Genomic DNA, 26,239 nt, shown 5'->3' with positions numbered 1-26,239 from the left:
TAATAGCCAATGATGATACACCCTTAAACATCTTTGCACTTGTCAGCAACTCCTATGCTGTGTCAGTATTGGCCGCATTACTTTTTTAATTAATGAAATATGAGCAGTAGGAAAGTGGCGTATATGAGTGATTCATCAGAGCAGCATTCAGATAAAAATAAACACTATCGTTATTTGGTATTTATTGGGCGCTTTCAGCCGTTTCACTGTGGACATAAAGCAGTGGTCGATGAAGCGTTAAAACGAGCAGATAACGTCATTATGTTGATCGGTTCTGCCAATCTACCGCGCAGTCTGCGTAATCCGTTTAGCGTCGATGAACGCGCGATGATGATAAAGAATGCCTACTCGCCAGCAGAAGCCGCGCGTATTCACTGCGTTGGGCTCGATGATGCACTCTATAATGACACGCGCTGGCTGCAATATGTGCAAGCTGGCGTCAAGTCCGTCACTGGCGACTTGCAAACTGATATTGGATTAATTGGCCATTCGAAAGACAGCTCATCATATTATTTGTCATTATTCCCAAGCTGGGCGTCGATTTCTGTACCTAATTATCACAACTTATCCGCCACCCCTATTCGTGACAGTTACCTGATGGGCGCCACACCAACGCCTGAGCGTACCCCTGAGTCAACCCGTAATGTACTTAACGATTTTAAAAAGACTGACACTTATCAAAACCTGCATGAAGAAGCTGATTTTGTTGATAAATATAAAAGACAATGGGAATCTGCTCCTTATCCACCAACCTTTATGACCGCTGATGCGCTAGTCGTACAATCAGGGCATATTTTATTGGTGGAGCGCCGCAGTATGCCGGGACGCGGGCTATGGGCATTACCGGGTGGCTTTTTGAATCCAAAAGAAACCTTGTTTGATGCCTGTATCCGTGAGCTACGTGAGGAGACTCGTCTTAAAGTTCCTGAGCCAGTGTTACGTGGCTCTTGTCATAGTCAACATACCTTTGACGACCCGTATCGCTCGGCACGTGGGCGTACGATTACCCAAGCTTTTTACTTTCAGTTGAAAAACGACCCAAAAGGTTTACCCAAGGTAAAAGGCGGTGATGATGCAGCCACGGCGTTTTGGTTACCCTTGGCTGAGCTTGATGCCACCATGATGTTCGAAGACCATTATGCGATTATTACCAAAATGGTTGGTTTGTAGGTTTTTATCAGGTAACTATCCAATCTATTATTGACAATTTTTCACGCCAGCGCCGATAGACGGCAATGGCTTAGCGCCGCAACTGTTCTTTCATTAAGACAGCTGCGGCATCTCAAAGCAGAGGAGTTCTGTGATGTATACCAGTAATTTAAACAATTTGATCCTAAATAGTGACAGCTATAAAACCTCACATTGGGTGCAATACCCAAAAGGTAGCGAGTATCTGTCAAGCTATATTGAGGCGCGTAAAGGCGATTACGATGTGGTGTTTTTCGGCTTACAAGCCTTTATTAAAGAATACCTAAGCACGCCAATCACCCATCAAGATATCGATGAAGCCGAGACAGTCATTCAAGCACATGGCTTGACCTTTAACCGTGCTGGTTGGGAGCTGCTGGTCGATAAGCATGGCGGCTACATGCCACTACGCATCGAAGCCATTCCTGAAGGCAGCGTCGTTCCAGCATCTAATGTGGTCTGTCAAATTATCAATACTGACCCTGAGTTTTATTGGCTACCAAGCTATATCGAAACGGCGCTACTGCGTGCAATTTGGTATCCCTCAACCGTCGCTAGCGTTTCGCACTATTGCAAAGGTATCATACGTCAAGCACTGGAAAAATCGGCCGACAATACCGAATCGCTGATTTTCCGTTTACATGATTTTGGTTCACGCGGGGCTTCGAGCCAAGAATCTGTCGCCCTTGGTAGTCTTGCGCATCTAGTGAACTTTGCTGGTACCGATTCGATGACAGCATTGGTTGCCGCCAGTCGCTGGTATCACATGGATAAAGACATGCCCGCCTTTTCTATTCCTGCCGCTGAGCATAGCACCATGACAGCATGGGGACGCGATGGTGAGACTGCTGCCTTTGCCAATATGATTGAGCAGTTTGGCGGCGCTGATAAGAGTTTTTCTGTAGTATCTGACAGCTATGACTTATGGAATGCCATTGATAATATTTGGGGCGGCAGCCTAAAAGACGATGTAAAGAATATGGGTGGCACCTTAGTTATCCGACCTGACAGTGGCGATCCTGCTAAAGTTGTTCGTGAAGCTTTAGAGCGTTTGGCCGTAAAATTCGGTACGACCATTAATAGCAAAGGTTATAAAGTACTGCCTGATTATGTGCGCGTTATTCAAGGTGATGGTATCAGTCCGCAAAGCTTAAGTAAGATTATTGATGTGATATTGAAGGCTGGTTTTAGCGCCGACAATATCACCTTTGGGATGGGTGGTGGATTATTGCAGCAGGTCAATCGCGATACCATGAGCTGGGCGATGAAAGCCAGTGCCATCTCTATCGACGGGGTGTGGAAGGATATTTATAAAGACCCCGTGACCAGCCGTTCAAAACGCTCAAAAAAAGGCCGTTTGGCATTGATAAAAAACAGCAGCGGTACACTTACAACCATCAAAGCTGAGGACTTATCTACACCAGAGGACAACCTACTACGCGATGTATATATCGATGGTAAATTACTCATTGAAGACAACCTCACCACTATTCGGGAGCGCGCAGGATGGTAGCTACTAAAAAGATGCAGAATAAAATAGCTTCGGTTGCAAGAGATGTGCTGTTCGCCCCTGTTTATCTGTATCAAGGGCACAAGATCAAGCGTGATACTGTGCGCCTGCCTGAACCAAATGGCGAAAGACATGGTCAAGTTCAAATAAACGGTAAAAATGATAGCGCTGCCAATACCTCAAAAGAGAATACACAGCAAACTCTAAACTTGATGGTCGTTGGCGATTCGGCAGCGGCGGGTGTTGGTAGTCAGACGCAGCAAGAGGCGCTTATCGGCAATTTGATTCCTATCTTGACGCAGCAGCCTGTTATTCAGAGTGCATTTAATACATTAAACTGGTCTCTGCAGGCGACAACTGGTCATACTAGCTTTGATACCTTGCGCAGGCTTTATGTGTTACCAGCGCCAAGCCAGCCTATCGACGTGATGGTATTAAATGTCGGCGTCAATGACACCACATCCAATGTCTCTGCCAGTCGATGGCAACAGCAAATCGAAAATATCATTGCTATCGCCCAACGCAAATTCGGCGTGCGCGAGCTGGTTTTTTTAAGTTTACCGCCAATGGCACAGATGCCAGCGATACCTGCGCCGTTGAATAACTTCGTTGGTGCCAAGGCATCTATCCTTGATAACACCTTGCAGCAAGTTTGTGCCGCTCACGATGGTGTCACCTACATGGCAACCGACTTTGCCCGCATGATAGACGAACACTCTAATGGCACGCCAATCGATATCAAGGTAATGTTTGCCAGTGATGGCTTTCATCCAAGCAGCCTGATGTATAGATATTGGGCGCAGCAATTGTCAGAGCTGATTATACAGTTACTAAACCCTTCCGATGCTGAGTTTACTGACTAAAAACCATTGAGCACTTACTCCTAAGAATTTAAACAAAAAAAAACCGCTGAATAGTCAGCGGTTTTTTATATTCTTAATACTATCACTGTGCATGCTTGAGGGAACACATGCTCAAAATAATATCATGCAATACGCGTGAATTACTCTGCAGCGTCTGTATCAGCAGCTTTCTTACGGCCACCAAACGCACCAAAGCGTTTGTTGAAGCTTGCAACACGGCCTTCAGTAGAAGTTTTACGTTGTTCGCCAGTATAGAATGGATGCGACGCACTTGAGATATCAAGTGGGTAGTATGGATATTCTGTGCCTTCGTATTCACGAGTGGCTTTGGTTTTAACGGTTGAACGAGTTAAGAAAAACACGTCAGCGTTAGTGTCATGGAACAAAACTTCTTGGTAATTTGGATGGATATCTTTACGCATAATAAACTCTCTATGTCCGATGTATGTACAGGGCTCTTGATTGACAGTATGATTGAGTTATCAACCAAACAATGACATACGTAACTGAGGCACTAAGGACATCTTCTGGTCTGGCAACTGCGTCACTGGCTTATTCCAGCACCCAACACCACACCGCTGCTCACTTAGCCTTTCCCCAGCGGGAAAATCAAACCGCGATTTTAACGGTTTTTTCGCCTCGATGCAAGTAGCTTCTACGATAAGACCACACCCTAAGCTAGTATTGAAACCTTAATAACGTTGAGATAAAGGACTGACACTATTATAATAACTGATTAGATAAATAATATAGTATTTATCTAATATGTAGGTCAACTAACCAATTATTTGTCTTTTAGCTTGATATTCAAAAACAATAAACCGTACTTATTACTTAATAGCTTCTTAATGACTTCATGCTAAAGCGTGATAAATTGATAACGCTTTAGCAAAAATAGCGCCGTAAAAATGACGGCTAAATAACTATTACACAAGGATAAAACGATGATAAACACTGTATTAAAAAACACCACTAAAGCAATTGTTATCAGCTCTGCGCTTGCTATCACTACTATGGCCAGTGCGGCACTGCCAACCCAGTGGCAGCTAGATGACTCACATACTCGTGTTGGATTTTCGGTTGACCACCTAGGTTTTTCAACGACTATGGGTCATTTTAACGATGTCAAAGGGGTGGTAAATTACGATATCAAGGCGCCCAATAAAACCAGCATGAACTTTACTATCGCCGCCGATAGCATTGATACCAATTGGGAAGCTCGTGATGAGCATTTAAAAAAGGATGACTTTTTTAATGTCGCCAAATACCCAACCATGACCTTTAAATCGACTTCTGTAAAATTCAAAAATCCACAACAAGCCACAGTCACTGGTGACTTCACCATGCTTGGACAAACCAAACCGCTGACACTAGATGTGACTTTAAATAAAATTGCCAATAGTCCGATGACAAAAGAGCCTGTCATTGGCTTCCGTGCTACGGGTATCATCGACCGCGCCGCTTATGGCATGACGATTTTTTCTGACGGCATCACCACCAAGGTGCCATTACAAATCGACGGCGAGTTGATTGAGAAAAAAGCGGCTACCACGAAAAAAGCAAAATAATTCTAATTAATTGCTATTTAGTTGGACGACTTATTGTTTAGCTTTTAATAAATCTAAGAAATAACCTATCAAAAAAGGCAGCCATCATGATGGCTGCCTTTTTAGTTTTACTAACATGCTTTTTCGCGTTGATTATTTTTAATGTGCTATGTTTTTAGTATGCATGAATCTCAACGCCATTTAGCTTTAACATTACTTGGTTTTTACGATATGCCAAACACCAAGTTTATTATCGCCATCTTTATCACCAACCTTTGTGTCATTGGCATAAAAATACAAAGGCTTACCATTCATCGCCCACTGATATTTGCCATCTTCACGTTTAAAGGCGGCAAACTGGCCTGACGCTTTGGCATTACTCGGTGCCATAAATGCAGGCCAAACGAGCATACAGGCGCTGCCACATTCTGATTTATTCATAGAATCTTTATCAAAAGTATATAAGGTCATATGATTACTAGCATCAACGAGCATGCCGTTTTTACTAGTGACAGGAGCAGTGTTTTTATTGGTCGCTTGCACGTCATGCATGCCTGAATCGTCATTGCCGATCATATTGTTAAAAGTAGAACAACCACTAAGCGCTAGCATGCCACTAAGAGCAGATAATACCAGTATGTGTTTCATAATAACTTCCTTGTTAATAGTGAAAAATTTTTTATTGGATTTCTTCTTGTCGTCTGCTGCTTTTAATCATATACGTAAAGTAATTGAAGTACATGAAATGGTTTAGCGCTGACTTCAAGTGTTTTTAATATAGCATAGGCATCAAAGCGCACGTTTCTCTCATCATATAAATTTACAAAAGCGCCTAAAGTTTACAAATAACGCAAAATTAAATACCTAACTCTATAAAAAACGCTTAGCAGCGCTCAGTCTTTAGCCTATCACCCCAGTGTTCTTCATTGACAAAACTGATGCACGTACTTACCTATTTATCATTATATAAGTAATAGATTTTCGTAGAATAACGCTATAGAAATTAGGAATGACTGCACAATGGCAAATATGACCATCGCGACTTAAGATACGTATTGAACTTGGTTGCCCATGCACGCATATCGTCTGTATGCATATTGATAGCCACACCCTACATAAAACATAAGCTGTTTAAAATAAAAATATTTAGACCTCGATTATTTAAAGGCATCTTGTTAATTAAAAGTAACTTGTTAATTGAAAGTAACTTTGTATTTAAAAACACTTTATCTAAAAGCAAATTATTTCACGAATACGCCGAGCAGCTCCTGATGATAGGAATGCGATTAAGGATATAACAACGACAATGACTCATTCTTTTACGAACAATCAAGCACTTGCTACCAAACGGGTTGGTATTCTCGGCGGTGGTACAGCTGGAGCAACCATTGCGATTCGCCTTGCAGCATTAGGGCTTGAAACCTATTTATTTGAAAAAAACACCTCGCTTATCGATGGCCCACCGATGTGCCATTTGCATGCTGGCGGTAATTTATATCGTGAAATTCCTGACGAAGATTGCGTCGCCCTGCTCAAACAATGTATCGATATTTTGCGCCTTTATCCTTATACCATCGATGTGCGCCCAACGGTATTCGCTGTGCCTACCCGCGATGAGGGCATGCCTGAAGACTTGCTACCGCGCCTTGACATCTTGACTGACGCTTATCGTGAGCTTATCGCCGAAGATGCTAGAAATAAAGTACTTGGCGAACCTGAAAGTTACTATCAGCTCTATAGCCATGAGCAACTGATTGCATTGTCTGAGCGCGAGCAAGTAACGGTGCCGCGGTCGGTTGACGAATGGATGATACCGGTCGCTAAGTATTTGGATTTAAATAAAGTCAAATTTCCGCTAATTGTCGTGCAAGAATACGGCTGGAATATCTTTCGTTTAGCAGCGTCTGCGCAATTGGCTTTAGAAGGCTATGAGCATGCGCATGTCTTTACCGATACACAAGTTCAGCAAGTCATGCCGGTAGATTGTGAGAACTGCTCTAACGCTGACCACCATGTCACTAAATGGCGTATTGACTATCAGCAAGCGGCGAGCTCTGACATTGAACTTGAAACCGAACGCGCAACTGAATCTATCGAAGTCGATTACTTAGTCAACGCTTGCGGTTTTCGTACCGGTGTCATCGACGATATGGTCGGCGTCAAAGTCACGCGTATGGTCGAGTTTAAATCCTCTTATATCACCCATTGGGATGACACTGGCGGACAGATACCAGAGATTATCGTCTATGGCGATCGCGGTACCCCAGAAGGCATGGCGCAGCTCACGCCCTACCCAGGTGGCTATTTTCAAATACATGGCATGAGTAAATTTATCACGCTGTTTGACGATGGTCTGGTCGCCTCTAACAAAGACAGCGCTCAACCTGAATTACCATCGCAATATCTGCACTATATCGAAGATGGTTGGGACAAAGCACCATTACAAGCGCGCAGCCAGCAAGCGATTGATTATGTGGCTGAGTTCGTGCCGACCTTTCATAGCGCGCATACGGTCGGTAATGCGCTATATGGTGGTCAGCAAATTCCTGGTCAAGACGATACTTTGCGGGTGGCTGATGTGAGCTTGTATTCCAATATTCGCTATGCGCGGGCGGAAAACGTCAAAGCCTCATCGACGCTGATTGCTGCTGATCAAATCGTCGATGAATTGACTGAACTTGGTTTGGTTGATAACGACGCAATAGAAAACCGTCAGCGTTATGCGCATGAATGGGCGTATTTGGCACAAAACGATAGCGTAGCGATTGATAAAGTTGCGCGTCATTTGGCGCAACAACGCGGCTTCCCATTAGCAATGGCGGGCGTGAATCATGGCATTCATGAGACGAGTTAAAATGATTTAAATGTTAATAAAGTTAAAACAAAAAAGGAGAGAAAGGCTAACGATAAGCCTTTCTCTCCTTTTCTATGTAAAAGCAGTATATATTGGCGCTTAGCTCGCTTAATTACCTGCCATTTTTTCGGTATCGACCGCACCTTCTATGGTTACCACTGTTTTTAGCATGTCAATCGCTTCACTAATGCTATTACAAACGACCAGACGCTCAAGGTCTTCTTGCTTCATAAAGCCTTGGTCAGCCGTATATTTTAAATGCTCAATCATACGGTCATAAAAACCATTGATATTCAGAATAATCATCGGTTTTTCATGTTGATATAACTGACGCCATGTGGCAATTTCCATAATTTCCTCAAGCGTTCCAAGCCCGCCCGGCAAGGTAATAAAAGCATCCGCATACTCTGCCATCACCGTTTTACGGGTGTGCATGGTATCGGTCAAATGCAGGCGGGTCAGCTGCTCATGGGCAATCTCGTGCTTGAGCATAAAGGTTGGAATCACACCGACCGCTTGCGCGCCGCCTTGGATGACTTCATCTGCTACTGCGCCCATCAGCCCGATGCTCGCGCCGCCGTAGACCAAACCCATGCCGTTATCGGCGAGCTCACGACCGAGCTCACGGGCTGCTTGCTCATAAACTTCATCATTGCCCAAACGCGAACCACAATAAACCGCTACCAACGGCATCGTTAGCGCTGATTTATCCACTGCTTTTTCAATATTGGTAATATCTTGACTGGTAATGACTTCATAAGTGTCATTATTAATTTTCATTTGCATAGAGTTTCCTTAATTTTTATATCGACTTTTTATTAAATATATAGCTATTAAATACCTAACTACCAAATTCTTTGCTATTAAAACACGTTTATTCATAGCTGTTGGTTTGTTGATGTGTGTTGATTGGTCAAAAATACCTACTGATTAATTTTTTTGGTCAATATTGTGCAAAACAAGCCCCATAGGAATTGGACATAGAACTTGCTTATAGAACTTAGAAGTCATTTTCGCCTACCTTCCTACCTAAGATTTATTTTACCATAAGCGGTGTTACCACACGGTTATCACTCAGTCATCGCACAGTACTAATAATTCATAGCAAGGAATGAGCTACTTTGCGCCAAAAAAAATATCATAAGACACTCATAAAAGATTAAGGTTAATCCATGGAAAATACGCAGAATCAAACGGATATTTATTCCCTGAGCATCATGACTGATCGCAATCGGGCATTGGCGGCCACTGTCTATCGCCCTAAAGATGAGGTGAAAACAGCGGTCATGATCGCGCCAGCCACCGGTATCAAACGTCAGTTTTATCACAATTTTGCCACTTATTTAGCAGCCAGTGGCTTTGGTGTCCTAACCTTTGATAATGAAGGTATCGGTGAATCGATTAACTCTGATTTATCTAAATGTGACGCCTCTCTAATCAGCTGGGGTCGCCATGATATGCCTGCTGTCCTTGACGCCTTGCAAGACGAATTTCCCGATGCGACTTACCATTTGATTGGTCATAGCGCTGGCGGTCAGCTGATAGGTTTGATGCCCAATTACCAAGCCATTGCTTCAGTATTCAATGTCGCTTGCTCATCAGGGCAAATTAAAAATATGGACATGCCTTATAAACTCAAAGCAATGGGTTTTATGGATGCCTTTATTCCACTCACTAATTTAACGTTCGGCTATACCCCAGCAGATAAAATCGGTATGGGCGAGCCACTACCACGCGGCGTCGCTCGTCAATGGCGTGAGTGGTGCAATGGCTCAGGCTATATTAAAACCGCTTTTGGCAAAAGCATTCATACTCATTTTTACGATGAAATTAATATGCCTGCATTGTGGCTCGGCTTTAGCGATGATGAGATTGCTAATAGCAAGAACATAGATGATATGATTCGCGTCTTTAGCAAAATGCCGGTTGAAAAACGCTTTTTTGAGCCAGAAGAGTTTGGCTTAAACAGTATTGGTCATATGCGCTATTTTAGTAGCAAAACCAACGCTAAAGCCCCGCAGCTTTGGCAAATGGCAGTGGACTGGCTAGCTAAGCAGCAATAGCTCTAGTTTTTTAATTTATTGAAGCGTAAATACATCTGTTTAGTCTTGCGTATTTTTTGCGATTTCTTCTGCTTTAACACGCTTGGTCAAGGCCGAATAAAGCGACGGCTGCATATTATGAATGTTACCTAGCATCCATTTTACGTAGCTGATTGGTATGTCTTTAATCGGCATGCCCTTATGTTTACCAAAGGGCATTTTGCTCACCGGATTGGCTTTATTGGCGATAGCGTGGGCCGCCGCAAAATCCGTCGGTGCAATTGCTAGGCGCTCGCAGCACGCCTGATAAAGCAGATAACACATGCGTGCATCACCGAGCGCATCATGAGCGGCAATCGTCATTCTGCTTGCTTCCCCTTTGCCTAATAACTGCTCGATACATTTAGACTGACCATAGGCGCTCCACTCTGGAAAAGCCACGCGTGCCAGCCGCACCGTACATATTAGCTTAGCAGACGGACTGCCAATCACGCGCCAGTCAAAGCGCACATTATGCCCAATCAAATACTGCGGTAGCTCAAACGCATCTAACTCAAAGCGCTCAAGACCAGCGACATCGTCATCGGTAATGCCATGAATTCTAATGACCACGGGTGATATCGAACGCCCACTATTAAAGTATTTCATCCACTCAAATCCCGTCGCTACATTAATAGTCGCCACTTGAATCGGACGCGGATCACGACCTTGATCGGTTTCGGTATCAATAATCAGCGCAGTGTCAATCATAGATGTTTGGCCATAGTTAGCAACATTGGTGTTTTACGTGAATTTTAAAAACAACGTTATATGTATGGGGATAAAAAGTAGAGATAACAATGGCATACAAAGAATAGAGACCTTAACTCTTATACTATCTATCAGCGTTTATTTAAAAAAATAAAGAGATATCGATGCTAGCAGATGACAATAACCCGCAGCCAAATTCAAATTCAAAACCAACCTTTTTACGGCGTGTATTCAGCGTATTCATCAAGGCAGCTGTATTATTGATGCTGTTATTTATATTTGACAAGCTCTTACCGAGTATCAGTCAACAAACTCAGTCGTTTGTGATGGCAAAATGGCAACAGCTCAGTTTATTACAACAAGAATTACCCACAGAAAACAGTCTGCCCTCGCCATTACCAGCACAGCACCTAACCGATACATGGGGCGCTGCGCGTAGCCAAGGTCGCTCTCACGAAGGCATCGATATATTTGCCAAGCGAGGTACGCCGATACAGGCAACGACACAAGGCATCGTCAGTAAAGTCGGTGAAAATACGTTAGGCGGTCGCGTGGTGTTCATCATTGGACCGGGCGGCGCAGGACATTATTATGCGCATCTAGAGGATTATGCCGATATTAGCCCGAACGACTGGGTCAATACCGGCGATATCATCGGTTACGTCGGCGACAGTGGTAATGCCAAAGGTACGCCGCCGCACGTCCATTACGGGATTTATATCAATGGCAGCGCGGTCAACCCCTATCCTTTGCTACAAAAGCCTGAAAGCTAATTTTTAGTTTTTAAAACTTTAACGTCTAAAACTTTAGCCTCTAAAATATTAAGCTTGTAAAAATCAAGCTTGTAAAACGTTAAACCTCTAAACTTCCAATAAAAAATTTAACGGTCCATCGTTGATACTTGCCACTTGCATATCAGCGCCAAACTCACCAGTTGCTACATTAGGATGTTGATTCTTGGCATAATTTACCAATTGCTCAAATAAGGCTTGCGCGGCATAGGGTGCCATTGCTCTGCCAAAGTCAGGACGGCGACCCTTATCGGTTTTTGCCATTAAGGTAAATTGTGAGACCAATAATAAGCCACCACCTACTTGCTGGACATTTTTATCCAATTTACCAAACTTAGCAGGGTCATCATCATTATCAAAAATGCGATAAGTGAGGATTTTATCAATCATACGCTGCGCACTTTGCAGATTATCATCATGACCTAAGCCAATATAGGCCAATAGGCCATGCTCAATCTCACCAACGCAGTGCGCATCGACAGTGACACTCACACGGTGCACCCTTTGTATCAGTGCTCTCATTTACGGCCTTCCTTATTTATAAATAGCTTACAGTTTATGGCCATACAACAATACCCTGACCATGATAAAATACCGCCATTAACTTGCCTAATTAATTATTACATCAAACCCTATTTTGGTAGCCTCATTATGAATTTATTTGCCACCCTTCAACAATTTGTGCCGCAGCAGCAGTTGAGTAAAGTCGCTGGACGTTTGGCCGCCAGCCGCCATCCTTATGTTAAGCGCACCTTTATTCGCAGTTTTGCCAAAGCTTATAATGTGAGCTTAGATGAATACGAGCGCCAAAGCTTTAACGCTTATGAAAGCTTTAACGACTTTTTTACCCGTGAGCTAAAAGACGACGCGCGTATCATCGATAGCAGCGCAAACGGTATTGTCAGTCCTGCTGATGGCGTCATCTCCCAGCTCGGACAAATTCGCGACCATAAATTGCTTCAAGCCAAAGGCCGTGACTATGACGTTGGACAACTACTAGCCAATAGCGAAGATGGCAGCTATTTTGCTGATGGTAGCTTTGCGACCGTTTATCTAGCACCTAATAACTATCACCGCGTGCACATGCCATTTGCTGGTACGTTGACCAAAACCCGTTATGTACCGGGTACGCTGTTTTCTGTTAATAATACCACCGCGGCAAATGTCCCTGATTTGTTTGCCCGTAACGAGCGATTGGTTTGTTTGTTTGATACAGAATATGGCAAAGCGGCGGTTGTGATGGTTGGGGCGATGATTGTCGCTGGTATCGAAACGGTGGCAACAGGCAAAATTGCCCGCACTGATGATATCCAAGAAGCCGAGCACAATATGAGCTTTGCAAAAGGCGATGAGCTTGGACGCTTTTATTTAGGCTCAACCGCGATTATAGTACTACCAAAAGACGCAAAAGCCGATTGGCAAGACAGCATGCAAGCCAATAGTCTGGTACAAATGGGACAGTTATTAGGCGTTGCTAACGCTAAATAAACCCGCCGTTTAATGCTGCAAACATAAGCCCAATTAAGTATAAATCATCATGCTTAATTGGGCTTTTTAATGGGTTTTACAGCTCATTGACCTAATTATAAATGCTTAAATATTTAAAGAATAACGGGTTACTTTTAAGCATTTGAATGATAATTTTTGGCTTTACTTAAGCATCAATCAACCATCCTTGCTTAGTCGCATAATCAATCTGTTTTGCTAGCCAATCATGAATACTCGGGAAGCTGTCTTTAATAAATTCATGCGCGCCAGCCACTTGCGAGCGCGTAACGTTAGCATCCATCCAGGTTTTTCCATTGGTATTTAAATTGAGCAAAAACGGTAGTAAGCGATCAACCACTCTTAGTAGTTGGGTTTCTTTACTATTACCTGTTTCCTGCTCTTCCCAAACGTCACTTAAATCAGCAATCCCATTGCCACGCTCGCTCTGCAAGCGAGTAATTCCGGCACGCTCATCAACGTGCGCATCCATTCGCGTATCGGCGTATAAAAAAGTATCTCCCGCATCAATCTCGCCCAAATCATGTATCAGTGCCATTTTGAGCAATTTCTCATGGTTGACGCCCAACTCAAACAACTCAGCGATTGACCAACATGCCATCGCCAAATGCCAAGAATGCTCAGCAGAGTTTTCTAAACGAGTCGTACCCGTCACATAGCTGCGTCGATTGACACTTTTAAGCGCATCAAGCTCTAATAAAAAATTCGTCACTTCATCGATATCAATATTTGAGGCAAGCTTTGGATTGGTTGATTGTTTTTGCTTGGTCGACGAGATGGTTTTTAATTGCATGGCTTTCTCTAATTTAACTGGTAAATGGTTAGCGCTTTATCTAACTCTAATGTTTATACAAAGGTACTTATTATATGGGAGATTTTGCTCATACTGCTAACCATCTATTTTTTTCGACGGGCGATAATGGTAAGCATCTTAATTTTTTATTGTTTAAGATTCAACTAATGCTCATAATAAGGTCACAGGCAGTGCATAAGACTATGGACAAGGCTATGCATAAAATAATGGATAACAACCTGCACCAGACAAGGATATGTCGATGCCACCCACCACTGACGCCACAACGCGTGCTAATTCATCAACTGTGACTTTAATAACTTCCAAACAAAAACCACCCAATAAATGGCTGATTATCGCAGGCTTCTCTCTTTTACTTGGGGTCAATCAGTTTTTATGGCTGACCTTTGCGACCATTGTGATTAGCACCGAGGCACATTTCGGCGTTAATGAGTTTTTCGCCAATTTATTAACTTTGATGTTCCCTATCATTTTTGTGTTGCTTGCCATCCATTCAGGCAAGGTGCTCGATAACATTGGCTATAAAAAAATCGTCAGCTTAGCAGCGCTACTTATGCTGATAGGCTCAATAATACGCTGGTTGGGCGCTGATTATTATTGGCTAGTATTTGCAGGGCAATTACTTATCGCCATCGCTCAGCCGTATATCACCAATGCCATTAATCAGGTGACCTCTGACTGGTTTGATAAGTCGCAAATCGCCACGGTAACAGGTGTTATTATGGGTGGGATGTTTTTGGCGACGGCTCTTGGCGCTTTTGCCCCTGCTCCATTAATCGAGGCGTTTGGTTTCTCTGGGATGTTACTTATCAATGTAATTATCACAGCAGTGGCGGTAGTAGGATTTTTATTAGTAGTTGCTGAGAAACCCAAACAACAAGATAGCGCTATCTCACTGCAAGAAATTGAATCGCTATTAAAGAACAAGCGACTATGGTTTATCTCATTAGCAGTGTTTATTGCGATGGGTTATTTTAATGGGTTGAGTAACTGGATTGCACCCATTCTTGCGCCGCGTGGTATTGATGAAGCAACGGCAGGCATCATTACCGCGATGCTGATAGTCGGTGGTATTTTAGGGGCGCTACTGATTCCGCTATTGTCTGATTATCTACAAAAACGCCGCATTTTTTTAATATTGGCAACGCTGGTTGGCGCTAGCGCAACCTATCCTTTACTGTATTTAACGACAGGAACCATAACATTATTGCTGAGCTTCATACTGGGATTTTTCTTACTGGCAGGTTATCCGCTATTGATTGCCGCCGCTGAAGATACCGTACATGCTTCACAAGCTGCCAAAGCAGTTGCTATGCTGATGATGATGGGGAATTTAGGTGGCGTCATTGTGGTATTGCTAATGCAGGGCGTTAAAGGACTGACGGGCAGTTGGATACCGACTGGTTGGGTACTGATTATTGCGGTGGCTTTAGCAAGCTTTTTAGTCTTAAAAATACGAGATAAGCCAACGATTAAATCTATTGTTAAACCAACCTCAGGCATTGTTTAAAAGCACTATTCCAAAGCGAAAAAAGTTAGTGTTTAAAAAAGATAGCGCCTAACTCTTAAGCGCTATCTTTTTTTATTAACCATTAAAAAAACCGTTTTATAACCAATCAATCCGCTTAATTAAGTTACTTAATCAAACTACTAATGATCTTAAACGCAGGGTCTTTACTACTCCGGCATAGCTCAAACAAGATAGTCTCTACAGTTGTAATCACACCACCTGCACGGCGGATACGGCGCAGAGCAAGCTTTTTGTCATAAGGGAAGCGCGAGCCAACTGCATCCCCAATAATGACTGGCTGCATACCATTATCGAGTAAATCAAGGGCTGTTTGGAGTACACAAACATGCGCCTCCACACCAAATAATAAAACAATACTGCGATTTTGCTGGGCAAGATGATTCCATGAATCGTCATTGTCACAGGCACTAAAAGTCACTTTTTCAAAGCCTTTGGCATTATCGCCTTCTAATAACTCACAAATTTCAGGTAAGGTTTCGCCTAAGCCTTTTTTATATTGCTCATTGAGCATAATTGGCACATCAAGTGCTTGCAGACCTTTAATCAAAGTCGTCATTTTTTTGAGAATATTTTCATGGTCATAGATATGCGGAGTCAGACGTTCTTGGACGTCGATTATCATCGCTTGGGTATTTTCACGGTCAATACGGTAGGTACGATCAGTAATCATGGTAGACATAGTACACTCCTTGTACGGCTGAAGCTGACGGCTCTAAACTTATTTAGAATGAATATCAGGCTTAAAATTATAACTGTTAATTACTCTCTCATTTAGTCATAGTTTAACGGATGCGTCAATCAAGATAAGAGATATAACAATTTATGCTATTTTAGTTTTATCAAGCACTGTGCTCCATAAATGCAAAACCCCCAGTCATCATGACTAGGGGTTTTTATTAGAACAATTAATTATTCTAAAACGTTTGCAATATTACAGGCTTAAACACGCTCAATAATAGTAGCGATACCTTGACCGAGACCGATACACATAGTCGCTAGACCGATTTCAGTATCTGACTGCTCCATGGCGTTAAGCAAAGTAACGGTGATACGAGCACCAGAACACCCTAGTGGATGACCTAAAGCAATCGCGCCACCGTTGATGTTGACGATGTCTTGCTTGTCGGTCAAGTTCAAGGCTTTAAGTACTGACAAGCCTTGGGCTGCAAACGCTTCGTTTAGCTCGATGGTTTGCATGTCATCGATGCTCATGCCAGCGCGCTTAAGTGCTTTTTGCGTTGCAGGTACAGGACCGTAGCCCATGATAGCGGCATCACAACCAGCGACTGCCATGCTGCGAATACGAGCACGAGGTTTCAAGCCTAACTCTTTGGCTTTTTGTGCGCTCATCACTAGCATAGCCGATGCGCCATCAGATAATGCAGATGAGGTCGCAGCAGTTACTGTACCGCCTACTGGATCAAAGGCTGGACGTAGCTTTTGCATTTGCTCCATCGTCGCATCAGGGCGAATTACTTCATCAACAGTACATAGTTGCAAGCGACCCGCTTCATCATGACCTTCGATACCGATGATTTCATTGTCAAAACGACCTTCGATGGTTGCAGCCCATGCACGGCGATGCGACTCAAGACCAAAGGCATCTTGCTCTTCACGAGTGATGTTATTCATACGACCTAGCATTTCAGCGGTCAAGCCCATCATGTTTGAGGCTTTTGCATAATGCTTTGATGCTTCAGGGTTAAGATCAACGCCATGCATCATGCCGACGTGACCCATGTGCTCAACACCACCGATGATGAACACATCACCTTGACCGGTCATGATTTGGGCAGCAGCGGTGTGTAGCGCCTGCATAGATGAACCACATAGACGGTTAACGGTTTGGCCGCCAGCAGTCTTTGGAATACCCGCTAGCAGACCGATGTTACGACCGATGTTTAAACCTTGCTCTAGGGTCTGGTTGACACAGCCCCAGATGACATCTTCGACATCACGTGGGTCAAAGTCGTTACGCTCAACCAATGCACGTACCAATTCAGCAGACATGCTATCAGCGCGGACATGACGGAACATGCCGTTTTTGGTTTTACCCATTGCTGAGCGTACGCCATCTACGATGACCACGTCTTTTGGACTTAAAATTGTCATACTATCTTCCTTTTCAATTTTTATTGTCAGTGGCAGTACCGCAGTGCTCGCCTATCTAATTTAGAAAGTTAAGGTTACTAATAATAAATTAATTACCAATAATCTTATCGAGCAGGTGTACTGCACTTTATCCTAGTAATGACCGCCCATTACGCTGTGGCGTAAAAGGTCTCGCCTGCTGCTGCCATATCGCGAATCTTTTGCGGGGCTTCATAGGCTTTGCCAAGGTATGCGTATTTTTCACACAGTGCCAAGTAGTTATCTAGACCCATTTGGTCGATATAACGGCAAGGGCCACCGCGGAATGGTGGGAAACCAACACCCATAATCATCGCCATATCTGCTTCTGACGGCGTGCTGACGATGTTGTCTTCTAGGCAACGAACGGTTTCATTACAGAACGCTAGCATGGTGCGGTCGATAATTGCTTGATCATCAAAGGTCTGTTTATCGCTATCAGTAGTGGCTTTTAATAGCTCATAAGTGGCTTCATCAGCAACTTTCTTTGGCTTGCCGCGCTTGTCCATCTCATACTTATAGAAACCAATGCCGTTTTTCTGACCTAAACGTTTGTTTTCATATAAATGCTCGATAGCACCTTTATAGTCAGGCTTCATGCGGTCAGGGAAACCTTCTGCCATAACTTCTGCACCGTGTACGCCAGTATCTAAACCAACCACGTCGATTAGATACGCAGGACCCATCGGCCAGCCGAATTTTTCCATGACTTTATCGACATGAGCAAAATCAGCACCTTGCTTAAGTAGCAAATCAAAAGCACCAAAGTATGGGAACAATACGCGGTTGACTAAGAAACCTGGACAGTCATTCACGACGACAGGCACTTTACCCATTTTTGTAGCCAAAGCAACGGTCGTTGAAATAGCTTCTTCAGATGACTTTTCACCGCGGATAACTTCTACTAACGGCATACGGTTTACTGGGTTGAAAAAATGCATACCGACGAAGTTTTCTGGACGCTCAAGTGCTTCAGCTAAGAAAGTAATAGAAATCGTTGAAGTATTTGACGCTAAGATACAATCGTCTTTTACCAAGCCTTCAACTTCTTTTAGTACCGCACGCTTCACGTTTGGATTTTCTACGACCGCTTCGATAACGATATCAGTCTCAGCAAAATCACCATAATTCAAAGTAGGACGGATACGGCTTAAAGTCTCACCCATTTTTGCTGGGGTCATTTTACCGCGTTCGACCATTTTGCCAAGTAACTTGCTGGCTTCGCCCATACCAAGGTCTAATTGCTCAGACTTGATGTCTTTCATAATGATTGGCAAGCCTTTGCTGGCTGCTTGATAAGCGATACCGCCGCCCATGATACCAGCGCCAAGTACTGCCGCTTCATTGATTTCATGTGCTTTTTTGCTGTGCTGCTTGGCTAACTTTTTAACCAATTGATCACTTAAGAATAAACCAACCAAGCTTTCTGCTTGTGGGGTTTTCGCCGCTTTTGCAAAACCTGCTGCTTCTACTTCGATTGCTTTATCACGTGGTAAGTTAACGTGTTTTTCGATCGCAGCGATAGCAAGTGCTGGCGCAGGATATTGCTTAGGATTGGCTTTAGCAAAGATCATACCTTTTGCACTGTTAAACGCCATCGCTTGCTCAAGCTGATTTAGCTTTACAGGAACCAGCTTCTCTTCACGCTTGGCTTTCCAATCAAGCTCACCTGAGATACACTTTTTGACCAAATCAATGGCAGCATCTTGCAAGTCATCAGCAGCAACAGTCGCATCAACCAAGCCTAGTTTTAGCGCATCGAGTGCTTTCTTTGGTGTACCAGTCGCAATCAGCTCAAGTGCATTGTCGATACCAATAACACGCGTACTACGAACCGTACCACCAAAACCTGGGAAGATACCCAATTGAGTTTCTGGTAGACCGATGATGGCTTTGTCGCTCATAACGCGGTATTCACAAACCAAGGTCATCTCACAACCACCGCCAAGCGCTGCGCCATTGATAGCAGCTACTTTCGGGAACGGCAAATCTTCAAAGCGATTGAAGGCGTCATTGATATTAATAACCCAATCTTTGATTTCTTCTTCTGATTGTTTAAAAGAAGCCACAAATTCTGTAATGTCCGCACCAGCGATAAAGACGCCTTTGCTTGACGTCACAATTAAGCCCTTAACGTCGTCGGCTTTTTCTAAAGCACTAACAACTTCAGCAAATTGCTTATTGGTTTCCGCATCAAACTTATTCACGCTCTCATTTTCGGCGTTGTACTGCATGTTGGCGATGCCATCCTCTAGCATTGTCACCGTGATGCGATTTCCTTGGTATACCATTTGAAACTCCTTGCTATATAACGAAAGCTACGTTTTAAAATTAAAAGTTTTAAAATTGAATTACATAGCCAGTTATTGTTAGAAAAACGAGTAATAACACTGCCAATATACTGTCTTATAAAGTCAGCATAGAGTAAGCAGTGAAGATGTCTTTATTATCTAGCGCTCATGCTTATATATTCATTTTCTATGTGTCATGTTACTGCGTTAGCACAAGTGAATATGGCGCTTTATTTATATACGATTATTGCCGGTACTGATGTGATAAACACTAATAGTGCAAATACCAGCCATACAAATACTGACTGAACACTGAACTGATATTTGCTGAGATACGGAGGTAAAAACCCACCTGCTAAGCAGCAGACCATTTTCACGCCAATTAGTGTAGGGGATTATGCCCCTGACTGTCACAAGCTAATACCATACTCGCAAGTCACTCTTAAGTCGATACTAGCCCTTTACCTTCCTGCAAAGGTGTTTTAAGTGACCGCTTGTATACTAAGATTATATACTGACAATCAACTGTTTAAAGCTGATAAATACGGCTTATTTATCGATATGCTGTATCCCTTATCAAAACATATCCAACGGACAAGATACATCGCCCATACGTAACGAGGGCTTGTTGTATTATTTCTGGCTTTTTTAAGCAGGTTTTTTAACATTAAACCGCCAAAAATGCTGCGTTGATGATACTCGCTCGATAAGGAATATAATCTATCATGCTACACTAGCGATATTTTTATTATTCACCTGATAGATGGTTGGGTTATGACTGTTTCTACTACTTCTATACCAAGCTTTATGCCTGCAAGACTTGTCTCCTTTGCTAGCTTTGATAACAACACCGAGCAATTTCATAGCGCCGTGCGTGCGCAACTGTCGCAAGATATCGAGGTGCTGTTTGCTTATGCTGAGCTGCCAAGCCCGCTGCTTGATGCCTGCCGTTATGTGATGACCGGTCAAGGTAAATTGGTACGTCCGTTATTGGTTGCTAGTGCCTTTGATAGTGTCAATCATAGCAATGCTAATGATGACGTTAATAATAATAATAATGACAATGTTAATGGAAGCGCTAATAACAATGTTGGTAATGACGACGAAACTGCGGATAAAAGTACTGGTAAAGAAGCCAAGCAAAATCACGACTTAGAATCACTATTAGAAAACGATTCAGATTATGATATGTGTCGCCGTGCTGCGTTAGCCGTGGAACTGCTGCATACCTATTCATTGGTACATGATGACTTGCCATGTATGGATGATGATGAGCTGCGCCGTGGTCAGCCGACTGCGCATATTGTCTTTGAAGAATCGACCGCCCTGCTCGCAGGTGATGTATTACAGACGCTAGCCTTTGAAGTATTGACTGCGGAGCTGCCAACCTTTGCACATTTTGATTCAGCCATCGCAAGCCAGCTCATCGCGATATTTGCGCCGCGTGCCAGACGTATGGTTTCGGGTCAAATGCTTGACCTGAATGCTGAAGCCTCTACCGGTATCTCGCAAAGTGACTTGGAAGCCATCCACCGTGATAAAACCGGCGCATTGATTGAAGCGGCGATGCTAATGGGCGGTATCTGTGCGGGTGCGACGGCTCCGCAGCGCATGGCATTGCAAGAATGTGCTCAGCATATTGGTCTGGCCTTTCAGGTACAAGACGATATTCTAGACGTAACAACCTCTACCGATACCCTTGGCAAACCTGCCGGCAGCGATGAAAAATTAGACAAATCTACCTATGTAAAATTGATGGGCGTTGAGCAGGCAACCAGTTATGCGCAATCGCTATTTAATGACGGACGTGCAGCCATTATTCGCGAGTTGAGCAGCCGTGAATCAAGTGATGGTGAATTAAGCAGTCGTGAGTTTAGCAGCACAGACAGTGCAGACAACAACGCACTATTGGCACTCATCGAATGGCTATGGGCACGTAAAAAATAAACTTATTAATGATAAATTAAAAATAGCAAAGGGCGGTCAACATGGACAGTACCCCTACGCAGCGTATTTATCTTGGTACGGGCGGTTATAGCGATACCGACTTACTCGGTACGCTGTATCCCACTGGCACCAAAAAAACGGACTTCTTACGCGAATACGCCAAGCAATACGGCGCGGTCGAGATTAATAGCACCTTCTACGCGCCCATAGGGCAAAAAGCATTTGCTGGTATGGTTGATAAAGCCTACGTGCAAACAGACAGTGAATTGAAGTTCGCGGTCAAGCTGCATCAAGACTTTACTCATGCACGTAAAGGCACTGCCGAACATGCGCAAGCGTTTCTTACTGCTCTCACCCCGCTTATCGAAGCGGATGCTTTAGCGCCATTATTGCTGCAATTCCCACATGGCTTTGATCGTACCCGTGAGCATCGGCTTTATCTCGCCAATCTGGTCAGTTGGTTTAAGGAGTATCCATTAGCCATTGAGTTTCGTCATAACGGCTGGCATACGCCGCAAGTGGTCGATAGCTTTATCGAGCAAGGCTTGATTTGGTGTAGCGTCGATTACCCTAAGGTTAGCGGTCTTCCGCCATCACGACTGATATTTACCAAGCGCACTGGCTACCTACGGATGCATGGCAATAATCTAAACTGGTGGGATGCGATGAGCGCTGCCGACCGTCATGATTATCGCTATAGTGAAGCGGAGATGAACAACTGGGCACAAGCGATTGCCAATCAGCGTCAGCATTTTGATACGCTGTATATCTTCTTCCAAAACACCGTCAATGCACATGCTTATTATAATATTGCAATGCTAAGAGAGGCGTTAGGTAAGTTTGGGTTTGAGGTATCGTAGATCATTAGTCTTTGACTTAAAAAATAAAAATATTCCATAATATCTGAGGTATAGAAATGAAATATTTTGCTAGTAAAGGACTTTTTATTAGAGAAGTCAGTAATAACACTTACGTTATAGAAGACGTGCTCGGTAATAGCTCATCAACTTTTAATTCTAGCGAAGAAGATTTAGATGCAATTACATCATCTTTGGCTAATATTAAAAGACTAATCAAAGCCAGTACGTTTACCGACTTTGAATTTCCAGACTTCTCAGATTTTGGCTGGAATAAGCTAGAAAAGTATTATATATCTCAAATTAACGATTCTTTATTAGGCTTTCTACTAAACTCTGAAGAAAAGAGTCATTATCACAAAATATCAGTTACTTTTCCTATTGGCTACATTGATAATAGCTATACAGACGCATCAAAAGAAACATTAGAGTTTATGCATAACAACTTTCTAAAACAATGTAATACAGAAAACTCTATTGTTGTCGAAGAATACTTAAATATATTCTTAGTCATTAATCAGGTTAGCAGAATATGCAATGATATTATGTCTCTTATACAACGCTCTATAACCTACTATGTAGGGCTTTTAGACTCTCAGCGAAACTGCATTATTAAGTCTCACAAATTAATTCATCAATTTGGAGAAATTGATGAATTTAGTACATCCGAGATTATTTATAGAGGGAGTGACTCATATTCTGTTGCATCCGCTATCACGTCTATTGTTGTATCACTATGTTCTTCACTAGATTTATCCGCTAAGCTCATTCAGTTTATAAACGATATTAATAGCTCGAAAATCGAATACAAGAAAGTACGGGATAAGCAATATCATGAAATAAAGAAACTAAAACCGAATCTAATATCAAGTCAGGTTTTAGACACTATAGTGCAGCTCCAAGATAATAATAGTCAAATTCCAGAACTAATTCAGTTTAGAAATGACCTCATTCATTCTACTTCTGTAATAGAGCTTGAAAGAATATATGTTGGCTTTGAAACTGACGAGATAAAAAAACTGCCATTATATTATTCAGCACAGTACGCTAGAGATACTTTAGATTCTGGGCAACCAGTGAGATTCTTAGGTAGAGATTATTTTACAAAGGACAAAGTAGATATTGAGGTCAAAGCCTTTGAATGGATTCAAAGTGTGCTTGATTATCATGTGAAGGTTGGAGATTATCTTAACTCGTATCTTAAGTCTCTGAAAAAGAAAAATTCAAAAGAATAAATATAGGTGACATACAATTTAAACCAAAAAAAAGACACCTCGCGGTGTCCTTTTTTATCAATCAAATACTTAGTGGTTAAAGATTACTCTTCAACACCAGCGTCTTGACCTTTATATTTTGCGTTTGCGTAGTCCCAATTCACTAGTTTGTCTAGGAACGTGTCAACATAATCAGGACGACGGTTACGATAATCGATGTAGTAAGCATGTTCCCACACGTCACAAGTCAATACAGCAACTTGGTCATGTGCAAGCGGTGTATCAGCGTTAGCTGTTTTGGCGATAGACAGTTTGCCACCGACTTTATCAGCGACTAACCATGCCCAACCTGAACCGAACTGAGTCAATGCTGCGTTTTTGAACTCTTCACGGAATTTGTCATAGCTACCGAAATCTTCTTCGATTTTAGCTTTTAGATCGCCAGTAGGTTCGCCGCCGCCATTGTCTGGCGTCATGCAGTTCCAATAGAACGTGTGGTTCCATACTTGGGCTGCTTGGTTAAACATACCTTGTTTGCTGTCATCTTTAGCGGTTGCTACGATGATTTCTGACAAAGTTTTGTCTTCTAGACCAGAACCAGGTAGCAATTCATTTAGCTTAGTCACGTATGCATTGTGATGTTTGTCATGATGGTATTCTAGCGTTTCAGCACTGATATGTGGCTCTAGCGCGTCTTTTGCATACGGTAGTTCTGGTAATGTAATCTTTGACATATTATTTTATCCTTGCTGTTTAGCCATTAGTATTAGGTATAGCCTAAATCAATGCTATAAATTATTGGACTAAATTGGCTTAGTTTATTGTTAGAGAAAGTTAACACTCACTAGGCTAACACATAATGCAGTAAACCTAAAAAAGCGCTAAATTTGAAAGTTATCTTAAGCGAGCAGCACTCAATAATTATTATATCGTTAAATAGTCAAGATTTTAAACACCGAAACTTTTAAATGCCAAAATATGGACTTAAAAGCCATTATTAGCGTTTAAAACTATTTACTAACGATTAAAGCTATTATTAACTTTAAGTTCACAAGCTATAAGATATAATTCACTGTAGCTTGTTGCCTATTATAGCAATAGTGACGACAAATATCAGTTACCAAATGTTATGAATCAACGATTCATTATGCTAATTGGTAATTTAGCCGATGCTAGCCTAGAATATGCAGCGGTAAACCACTCAATTACGGACAGAGACTATGAGTCATATTAGCGCCACAGGCACTCATCCACAAACGACCGCTTTAACTGATTCAAAGCCAGCCACGCCGCAAAACCAATGGGTGCTTGCCAGCAACAATAAAGGCAAACTTGCTGAGTTTAAACGCTTATTTGCTGAGGCTGATTTAGATGTGACGATTGTCCCGCAAGGTCAGCTCAATATCGACGATGCGATTGAAGATGGATTAAGCTTCGTTGAGAACGCTATCATAAAAGCCCGTCATGCCAGCCGAGCCAGCGGATTGCCTGCGATTGCTGATGACTCAGGACTTTGTGTACCGGCATTGGGCAATGCACCCGGTATCTACTCTGCCCGCTATGCAGGCGAGCACGGCAATGACTGTAAAAATAATGCCAAACTTGTTGCTGACTTGCAGCCTATTCGCGCAGCACAGCCAGATGCTCCTATTAAAGGCATGTTCGTTTGCGTATTGGCGATGGTACGTCACGCCGATGACCCGTTGCCAATTATAGCTCAAGGTTTGTGGTACGGTGAGATTTTGGCTGCCCCACATGGTGATGGTGGATTTGGTTATGATCCGCTATTTTGGTTACCAGAGCTGCAAGCAACGGCGGCAAGCCTCAGCGCTGCGGATAAAAACAGCATTAGCCATCGTGGTCAGGCAATTAAGCAATTATTGGCGCAACTGCATTTATCGTCTTTATAAAAGCAATTTTGTCTTATAAAAACAATTCAAATAAAAGCAGTCTTACCTTATCGTCGATCCATAGCGTTTACTGCTTTGCTATGTTAATACCGATAATATGAGAATATTAGCATAGCGATTTTATTTGAACGGACGATAGCAGGGCTGCCCTGTATAGACAGCAAACAGATAATTTTTACTTTGATAAACAGATGGATTATACTGTTCTACTTTTAAAATTTTGTTGAAAGCCGTTATTTGTCTGTATAATTGCGCAAAAAGCGTTATTATGCGACCTATTCATGGTTAATATTGATATCAGATAGCGTCTATTCAGATAAAGCGTTTCACATTTTTGTGTCAGCAGCGATTGCTACGGGCACGGAATGTGAAATTGCGCGCTATCAATATCCCCTATTTATTCCAACGGCAATCGGTAACACCCGCCCGTATTTTGAGGCACGGTTGTCTATTACTATTTAACCCTAAGTACTGTTCAATCAAACGTACTATTA

Annotated in this window: 24 protein-coding genes; 14 read left to right on the top strand and 10 right to left on the bottom strand. The window is 42.7% G+C overall.

Annotated features, from left to right (window positions below):
* Positions 1–123 precede the first annotated feature (123 nt).
* From FHS24_RS11765 to FHS24_RS11755, 3 genes are all read left to right on the top strand, one after another.
* Positions 124–1,170, top strand: a complete 1,047-nt coding sequence (locus FHS24_RS11765; RefSeq protein WP_183621308.1) for a bifunctional nicotinamide-nucleotide adenylyltransferase/Nudix hydroxylase — start codon at positions 124–126, stop codon at positions 1,168–1,170.
* Between the two features lie 133 nt (positions 1,171–1,303).
* Positions 1,304–2,701 (top strand): nicotinate phosphoribosyltransferase, encoded by a 1,398-nt coding sequence (locus FHS24_RS11760; protein WP_183621307.1) that lies wholly within the window; start codon positions 1,304–1,306, stop codon positions 2,699–2,701.
* The gene (locus FHS24_RS11755) at positions 2,695–3,561 is read left to right on the top strand and encodes an SGNH/GDSL hydrolase family protein (protein ID WP_183621306.1); all 867 of its coding nucleotides are present in this window, start codon (positions 2,695–2,697) and stop codon (positions 3,559–3,561) included. Before FHS24_RS11760 ends, FHS24_RS11755 begins: the two co-directional genes overlap by 7 nt.
* Before the next feature lie 140 nt (positions 3,562–3,701).
* Here FHS24_RS11755 and FHS24_RS11750 read toward each other — a convergent pair whose 3' ends face one another.
* Positions 3,702–3,983 carry a type B 50S ribosomal protein L31 gene (locus FHS24_RS11750; protein WP_149491046.1) on the bottom strand — a complete coding sequence of 94 codons (282 nt, stop codon included), beginning with the start codon at positions 3,981–3,983 and terminating at the stop codon, positions 3,702–3,704.
* Between the two features lie 522 nt (positions 3,984–4,505).
* On the opposite strand from FHS24_RS11750, the gene FHS24_RS11745 reads away from it, so the two are divergent.
* Complete coding sequence (locus tag FHS24_RS11745) at positions 4,506–5,129, top strand: YceI family protein (protein WP_183621305.1); 624 nt, start codon at positions 4,506–4,508, stop codon at positions 5,127–5,129.
* A 192-nt stretch (positions 5,130–5,321) separates the two neighbouring features.
* Here FHS24_RS11745 and FHS24_RS11740 read toward each other — a convergent pair whose 3' ends face one another.
* Complete coding sequence (locus FHS24_RS11740) at positions 5,322–5,756, bottom strand: COG4315 family predicted lipoprotein (RefSeq protein ID WP_183621304.1); 435 nt, start codon at positions 5,754–5,756, stop codon at positions 5,322–5,324.
* A gap of 658 nt (positions 5,757–6,414) precedes the next feature.
* Here FHS24_RS11740 and FHS24_RS11735 point away from each other — a divergent pair.
* Positions 6,415–7,962, top strand: a complete 1,548-nt coding sequence (locus FHS24_RS11735; RefSeq protein WP_183621303.1) for an FAD-dependent oxidoreductase — start codon at positions 6,415–6,417, stop codon at positions 7,960–7,962.
* 108 nt (positions 7,963–8,070) lie between these two features.
* On the opposite strand, the gene FHS24_RS11730 is transcribed toward FHS24_RS11735, so the two are convergent.
* A complete protein-coding gene (locus FHS24_RS11730; RefSeq protein ID WP_183621302.1) occupies positions 8,071–8,748 on the bottom strand; it encodes an LOG family protein in 678 nt (225 codons plus the stop codon).
* A gap of 386 nt (positions 8,749–9,134) precedes the next feature.
* Between FHS24_RS11730 and FHS24_RS11725 the strand changes: the two genes are divergently transcribed.
* A complete protein-coding gene (locus tag FHS24_RS11725; protein WP_183621301.1) occupies positions 9,135–10,025 on the top strand; it encodes an alpha/beta hydrolase family protein in 891 nt (296 codons plus the stop codon).
* A 39-nt stretch (positions 10,026–10,064) separates the two neighbouring features.
* Here FHS24_RS11725 and FHS24_RS11720 read toward each other — a convergent pair whose 3' ends face one another.
* Positions 10,065–10,754: a putative quorum-sensing-regulated virulence factor gene (locus tag FHS24_RS11720; protein ID WP_183621300.1), complete on the bottom strand. Its 690-nt coding sequence runs from the start codon at positions 10,752–10,754 to the stop codon at positions 10,065–10,067.
* A 164-nt stretch (positions 10,755–10,918) separates the two neighbouring features.
* On the opposite strand from FHS24_RS11720, the gene FHS24_RS11715 reads away from it, so the two are divergent.
* Positions 10,919–11,527 carry a M23 family metallopeptidase gene (locus FHS24_RS11715; RefSeq protein WP_183621299.1) on the top strand — a complete coding sequence of 203 codons (609 nt, stop codon included), beginning with the start codon at positions 10,919–10,921 and terminating at the stop codon, positions 11,525–11,527.
* A gap of 87 nt (positions 11,528–11,614) precedes the next feature.
* Here the strand turns inward: FHS24_RS11715 and dtd are convergent, their stop codons facing one another.
* Positions 11,615–12,067: a D-aminoacyl-tRNA deacylase gene (gene dtd, locus FHS24_RS11710; RefSeq protein WP_183621298.1), complete on the bottom strand. Its 453-nt coding sequence runs from the start codon at positions 12,065–12,067 to the stop codon at positions 11,615–11,617.
* A gap of 129 nt (positions 12,068–12,196) precedes the next feature.
* On the opposite strand from dtd, the gene asd reads away from it, so the two are divergent.
* Positions 12,197–13,033, top strand: coding sequence for an archaetidylserine decarboxylase (gene asd, locus FHS24_RS11705; RefSeq protein WP_183621297.1), 837 nt, complete (start codon positions 12,197–12,199; stop codon positions 13,031–13,033).
* 166 nt (positions 13,034–13,199) lie between these two features.
* Here the strand turns inward: asd and FHS24_RS11700 are convergent, their stop codons facing one another.
* Positions 13,200–13,844, bottom strand: coding sequence for an HD domain-containing protein (locus FHS24_RS11700; RefSeq protein ID WP_183621296.1), 645 nt, complete (start codon positions 13,842–13,844; stop codon positions 13,200–13,202).
* Positions 13,845–14,106: 262 nt separating this feature from the next.
* Between FHS24_RS11700 and FHS24_RS11695 the strand changes: the two genes are divergently transcribed.
* A complete protein-coding gene (locus tag FHS24_RS11695) occupies positions 14,107–15,375 on the top strand; it encodes an MFS transporter (protein WP_183621295.1) in 1,269 nt (422 codons plus the stop codon).
* A gap of 124 nt (positions 15,376–15,499) precedes the next feature.
* Here the strand turns inward: FHS24_RS11695 and FHS24_RS11690 are convergent, their stop codons facing one another.
* The 3 genes from FHS24_RS11690 to fadB form a co-directional block, all read right to left on the bottom strand.
* A complete protein-coding gene (locus FHS24_RS11690; protein WP_183621294.1) occupies positions 15,500–16,075 on the bottom strand; it encodes an isochorismatase family protein in 576 nt (191 codons plus the stop codon).
* Between the two features lie 260 nt (positions 16,076–16,335).
* On the bottom strand, positions 16,336–17,508 hold the full coding sequence (fadA, locus tag FHS24_RS11685) for an acetyl-CoA C-acyltransferase FadA (protein ID WP_183621293.1): 1,173 nt from the start codon (positions 17,506–17,508) through the stop codon (positions 16,336–16,338).
* A gap of 149 nt (positions 17,509–17,657) precedes the next feature.
* Positions 17,658–19,817, bottom strand: a complete 2,160-nt coding sequence (gene fadB / locus FHS24_RS11680; protein ID WP_183621292.1) for a fatty acid oxidation complex subunit alpha FadB — start codon at positions 19,815–19,817, stop codon at positions 17,658–17,660.
* A gap of 774 nt (positions 19,818–20,591) precedes the next feature.
* Between fadB and FHS24_RS11675 the strand changes: the two genes are divergently transcribed.
* Genes FHS24_RS11675 through FHS24_RS11665 form a run of 3 tightly spaced genes read left to right on the top strand, consistent with a single transcriptional unit; the run spans position 20,592 to position 23,856 of the window.
* The gene (locus FHS24_RS11675) at positions 20,592–21,764 is read left to right on the top strand and encodes a polyprenyl synthetase family protein (RefSeq protein ID WP_183621291.1); all 1,173 of its coding nucleotides are present in this window, start codon (positions 20,592–20,594) and stop codon (positions 21,762–21,764) included.
* Positions 21,765–21,805: 41 nt separating this feature from the next.
* Positions 21,806–22,624 carry a DUF72 domain-containing protein gene (locus tag FHS24_RS11670; RefSeq protein ID WP_183621290.1) on the top strand — a complete coding sequence of 273 codons (819 nt, stop codon included), beginning with the start codon at positions 21,806–21,808 and terminating at the stop codon, positions 22,622–22,624.
* Between the two features lie 56 nt (positions 22,625–22,680).
* On the top strand, positions 22,681–23,856 hold the full coding sequence (locus FHS24_RS11665) for a hypothetical protein (protein ID WP_183621289.1): 1,176 nt from the start codon (positions 22,681–22,683) through the stop codon (positions 23,854–23,856).
* A gap of 83 nt (positions 23,857–23,939) precedes the next feature.
* Here the strand turns inward: FHS24_RS11665 and FHS24_RS11660 are convergent, their stop codons facing one another.
* Positions 23,940–24,569 (bottom strand): superoxide dismutase, encoded by a 630-nt coding sequence (locus tag FHS24_RS11660; RefSeq protein WP_183621288.1) that lies wholly within the window; start codon positions 24,567–24,569, stop codon positions 23,940–23,942.
* Positions 24,570–25,055: 486 nt separating this feature from the next.
* On the opposite strand from FHS24_RS11660, the gene rdgB reads away from it, so the two are divergent.
* On the top strand, positions 25,056–25,745 hold the full coding sequence (rdgB, locus tag FHS24_RS11655) for an RdgB/HAM1 family non-canonical purine NTP pyrophosphatase (RefSeq protein ID WP_221185066.1): 690 nt from the start codon (positions 25,056–25,058) through the stop codon (positions 25,743–25,745).
* Between the two features lie 336 nt (positions 25,746–26,081).
* Complete coding sequence (locus tag FHS24_RS12535; RefSeq protein ID WP_265088167.1) at positions 26,082–26,207, top strand: hypothetical protein; 126 nt, start codon at positions 26,082–26,084, stop codon at positions 26,205–26,207.
* Positions 26,208–26,239: the final 32 nt, after the last annotated feature.

The organism is Psychrobacter luti (genome assembly GCF_014192115.1).
Taxonomy (GTDB): Bacteria; Pseudomonadota; Gammaproteobacteria; order Pseudomonadales; family Moraxellaceae; genus Psychrobacter; species Psychrobacter luti.
This window is presented reverse-complemented; position numbering and strand designations above follow the sequence as displayed.

Coding starts and splice junctions, on each gene's coding strand:
- FHS24_RS11755 (WP_183621306.1), top strand. CDS start 2,695: ATGGTAGCTACTAAAAAGATGCAGAATAAAATAGCTTCGGTTGCAAGA.
- FHS24_RS11735 (WP_183621303.1), top strand. CDS start 6,415: ATGACTCATTCTTTTACGAACAATCAAGCACTTGCTACCAAACGGGTT.
- FHS24_RS11745 (WP_183621305.1), top strand. CDS start 4,506: ATGATAAACACTGTATTAAAAAACACCACTAAAGCAATTGTTATCAGC.
- FHS24_RS11660 (WP_183621288.1), bottom strand. CDS start 24,569: ATGTCAAAGATTACATTACCAGAACTACCGTATGCAAAAGACGCGCTA.
- FHS24_RS11670 (WP_183621290.1), top strand. CDS start 21,806: ATGGACAGTACCCCTACGCAGCGTATTTATCTTGGTACGGGCGGTTAT.
- fadA (WP_183621293.1), bottom strand. CDS start 17,508: ATGACAATTTTAAGTCCAAAAGACGTGGTCATCGTAGATGGCGTACGC.
- FHS24_RS11765 (WP_183621308.1), top strand. CDS start 124: ATGAGTGATTCATCAGAGCAGCATTCAGATAAAAATAAACACTATCGT.
- FHS24_RS11740 (WP_183621304.1), bottom strand. CDS start 5,756: ATGAAACACATACTGGTATTATCTGCTCTTAGTGGCATGCTAGCGCTT.
- FHS24_RS11760 (WP_183621307.1), top strand. CDS start 1,304: ATGTATACCAGTAATTTAAACAATTTGATCCTAAATAGTGACAGCTAT.
- FHS24_RS11720 (WP_183621300.1), bottom strand. CDS start 10,754: ATGATTGACACTGCGCTGATTATTGATACCGAAACCGATCAAGGTCGT.
- FHS24_RS11715 (WP_183621299.1), top strand. CDS start 10,919: ATGCTAGCAGATGACAATAACCCGCAGCCAAATTCAAATTCAAAACCA.
- fadB (WP_183621292.1), bottom strand. CDS start 19,817: ATGGTATACCAAGGAAATCGCATCACGGTGACAATGCTAGAGGATGGC.
- FHS24_RS11725 (WP_183621301.1), top strand. CDS start 9,135: ATGGAAAATACGCAGAATCAAACGGATATTTATTCCCTGAGCATCATG.
- FHS24_RS11690 (WP_183621294.1), bottom strand. CDS start 16,075: ATGTCTACCATGATTACTGATCGTACCTACCGTATTGACCGTGAAAAT.
- FHS24_RS11675 (WP_183621291.1), top strand. CDS start 20,592: ATGACTGTTTCTACTACTTCTATACCAAGCTTTATGCCTGCAAGACTT.
- FHS24_RS11700 (WP_183621296.1), bottom strand. CDS start 13,844: ATGCAATTAAAAACCATCTCGTCGACCAAGCAAAAACAATCAACCAAT.
- FHS24_RS11750 (WP_149491046.1), bottom strand. CDS start 3,983: ATGCGTAAAGATATCCATCCAAATTACCAAGAAGTTTTGTTCCATGAC.
- dtd (WP_183621298.1), bottom strand. CDS start 12,067: ATGAGAGCACTGATACAAAGGGTGCACCGTGTGAGTGTCACTGTCGAT.
- FHS24_RS11730 (WP_183621302.1), bottom strand. CDS start 8,748: ATGCAAATGAAAATTAATAATGACACTTATGAAGTCATTACCAGTCAA.
- asd (WP_183621297.1), top strand. CDS start 12,197: ATGAATTTATTTGCCACCCTTCAACAATTTGTGCCGCAGCAGCAGTTG.
- rdgB (WP_221185066.1), top strand. CDS start 25,056: ATGAGTCATATTAGCGCCACAGGCACTCATCCACAAACGACCGCTTTA.
- FHS24_RS11665 (WP_183621289.1), top strand. CDS start 22,681: ATGAAATATTTTGCTAGTAAAGGACTTTTTATTAGAGAAGTCAGTAAT.
- FHS24_RS11695 (WP_183621295.1), top strand. CDS start 14,107: ATGCCACCCACCACTGACGCCACAACGCGTGCTAATTCATCAACTGTG.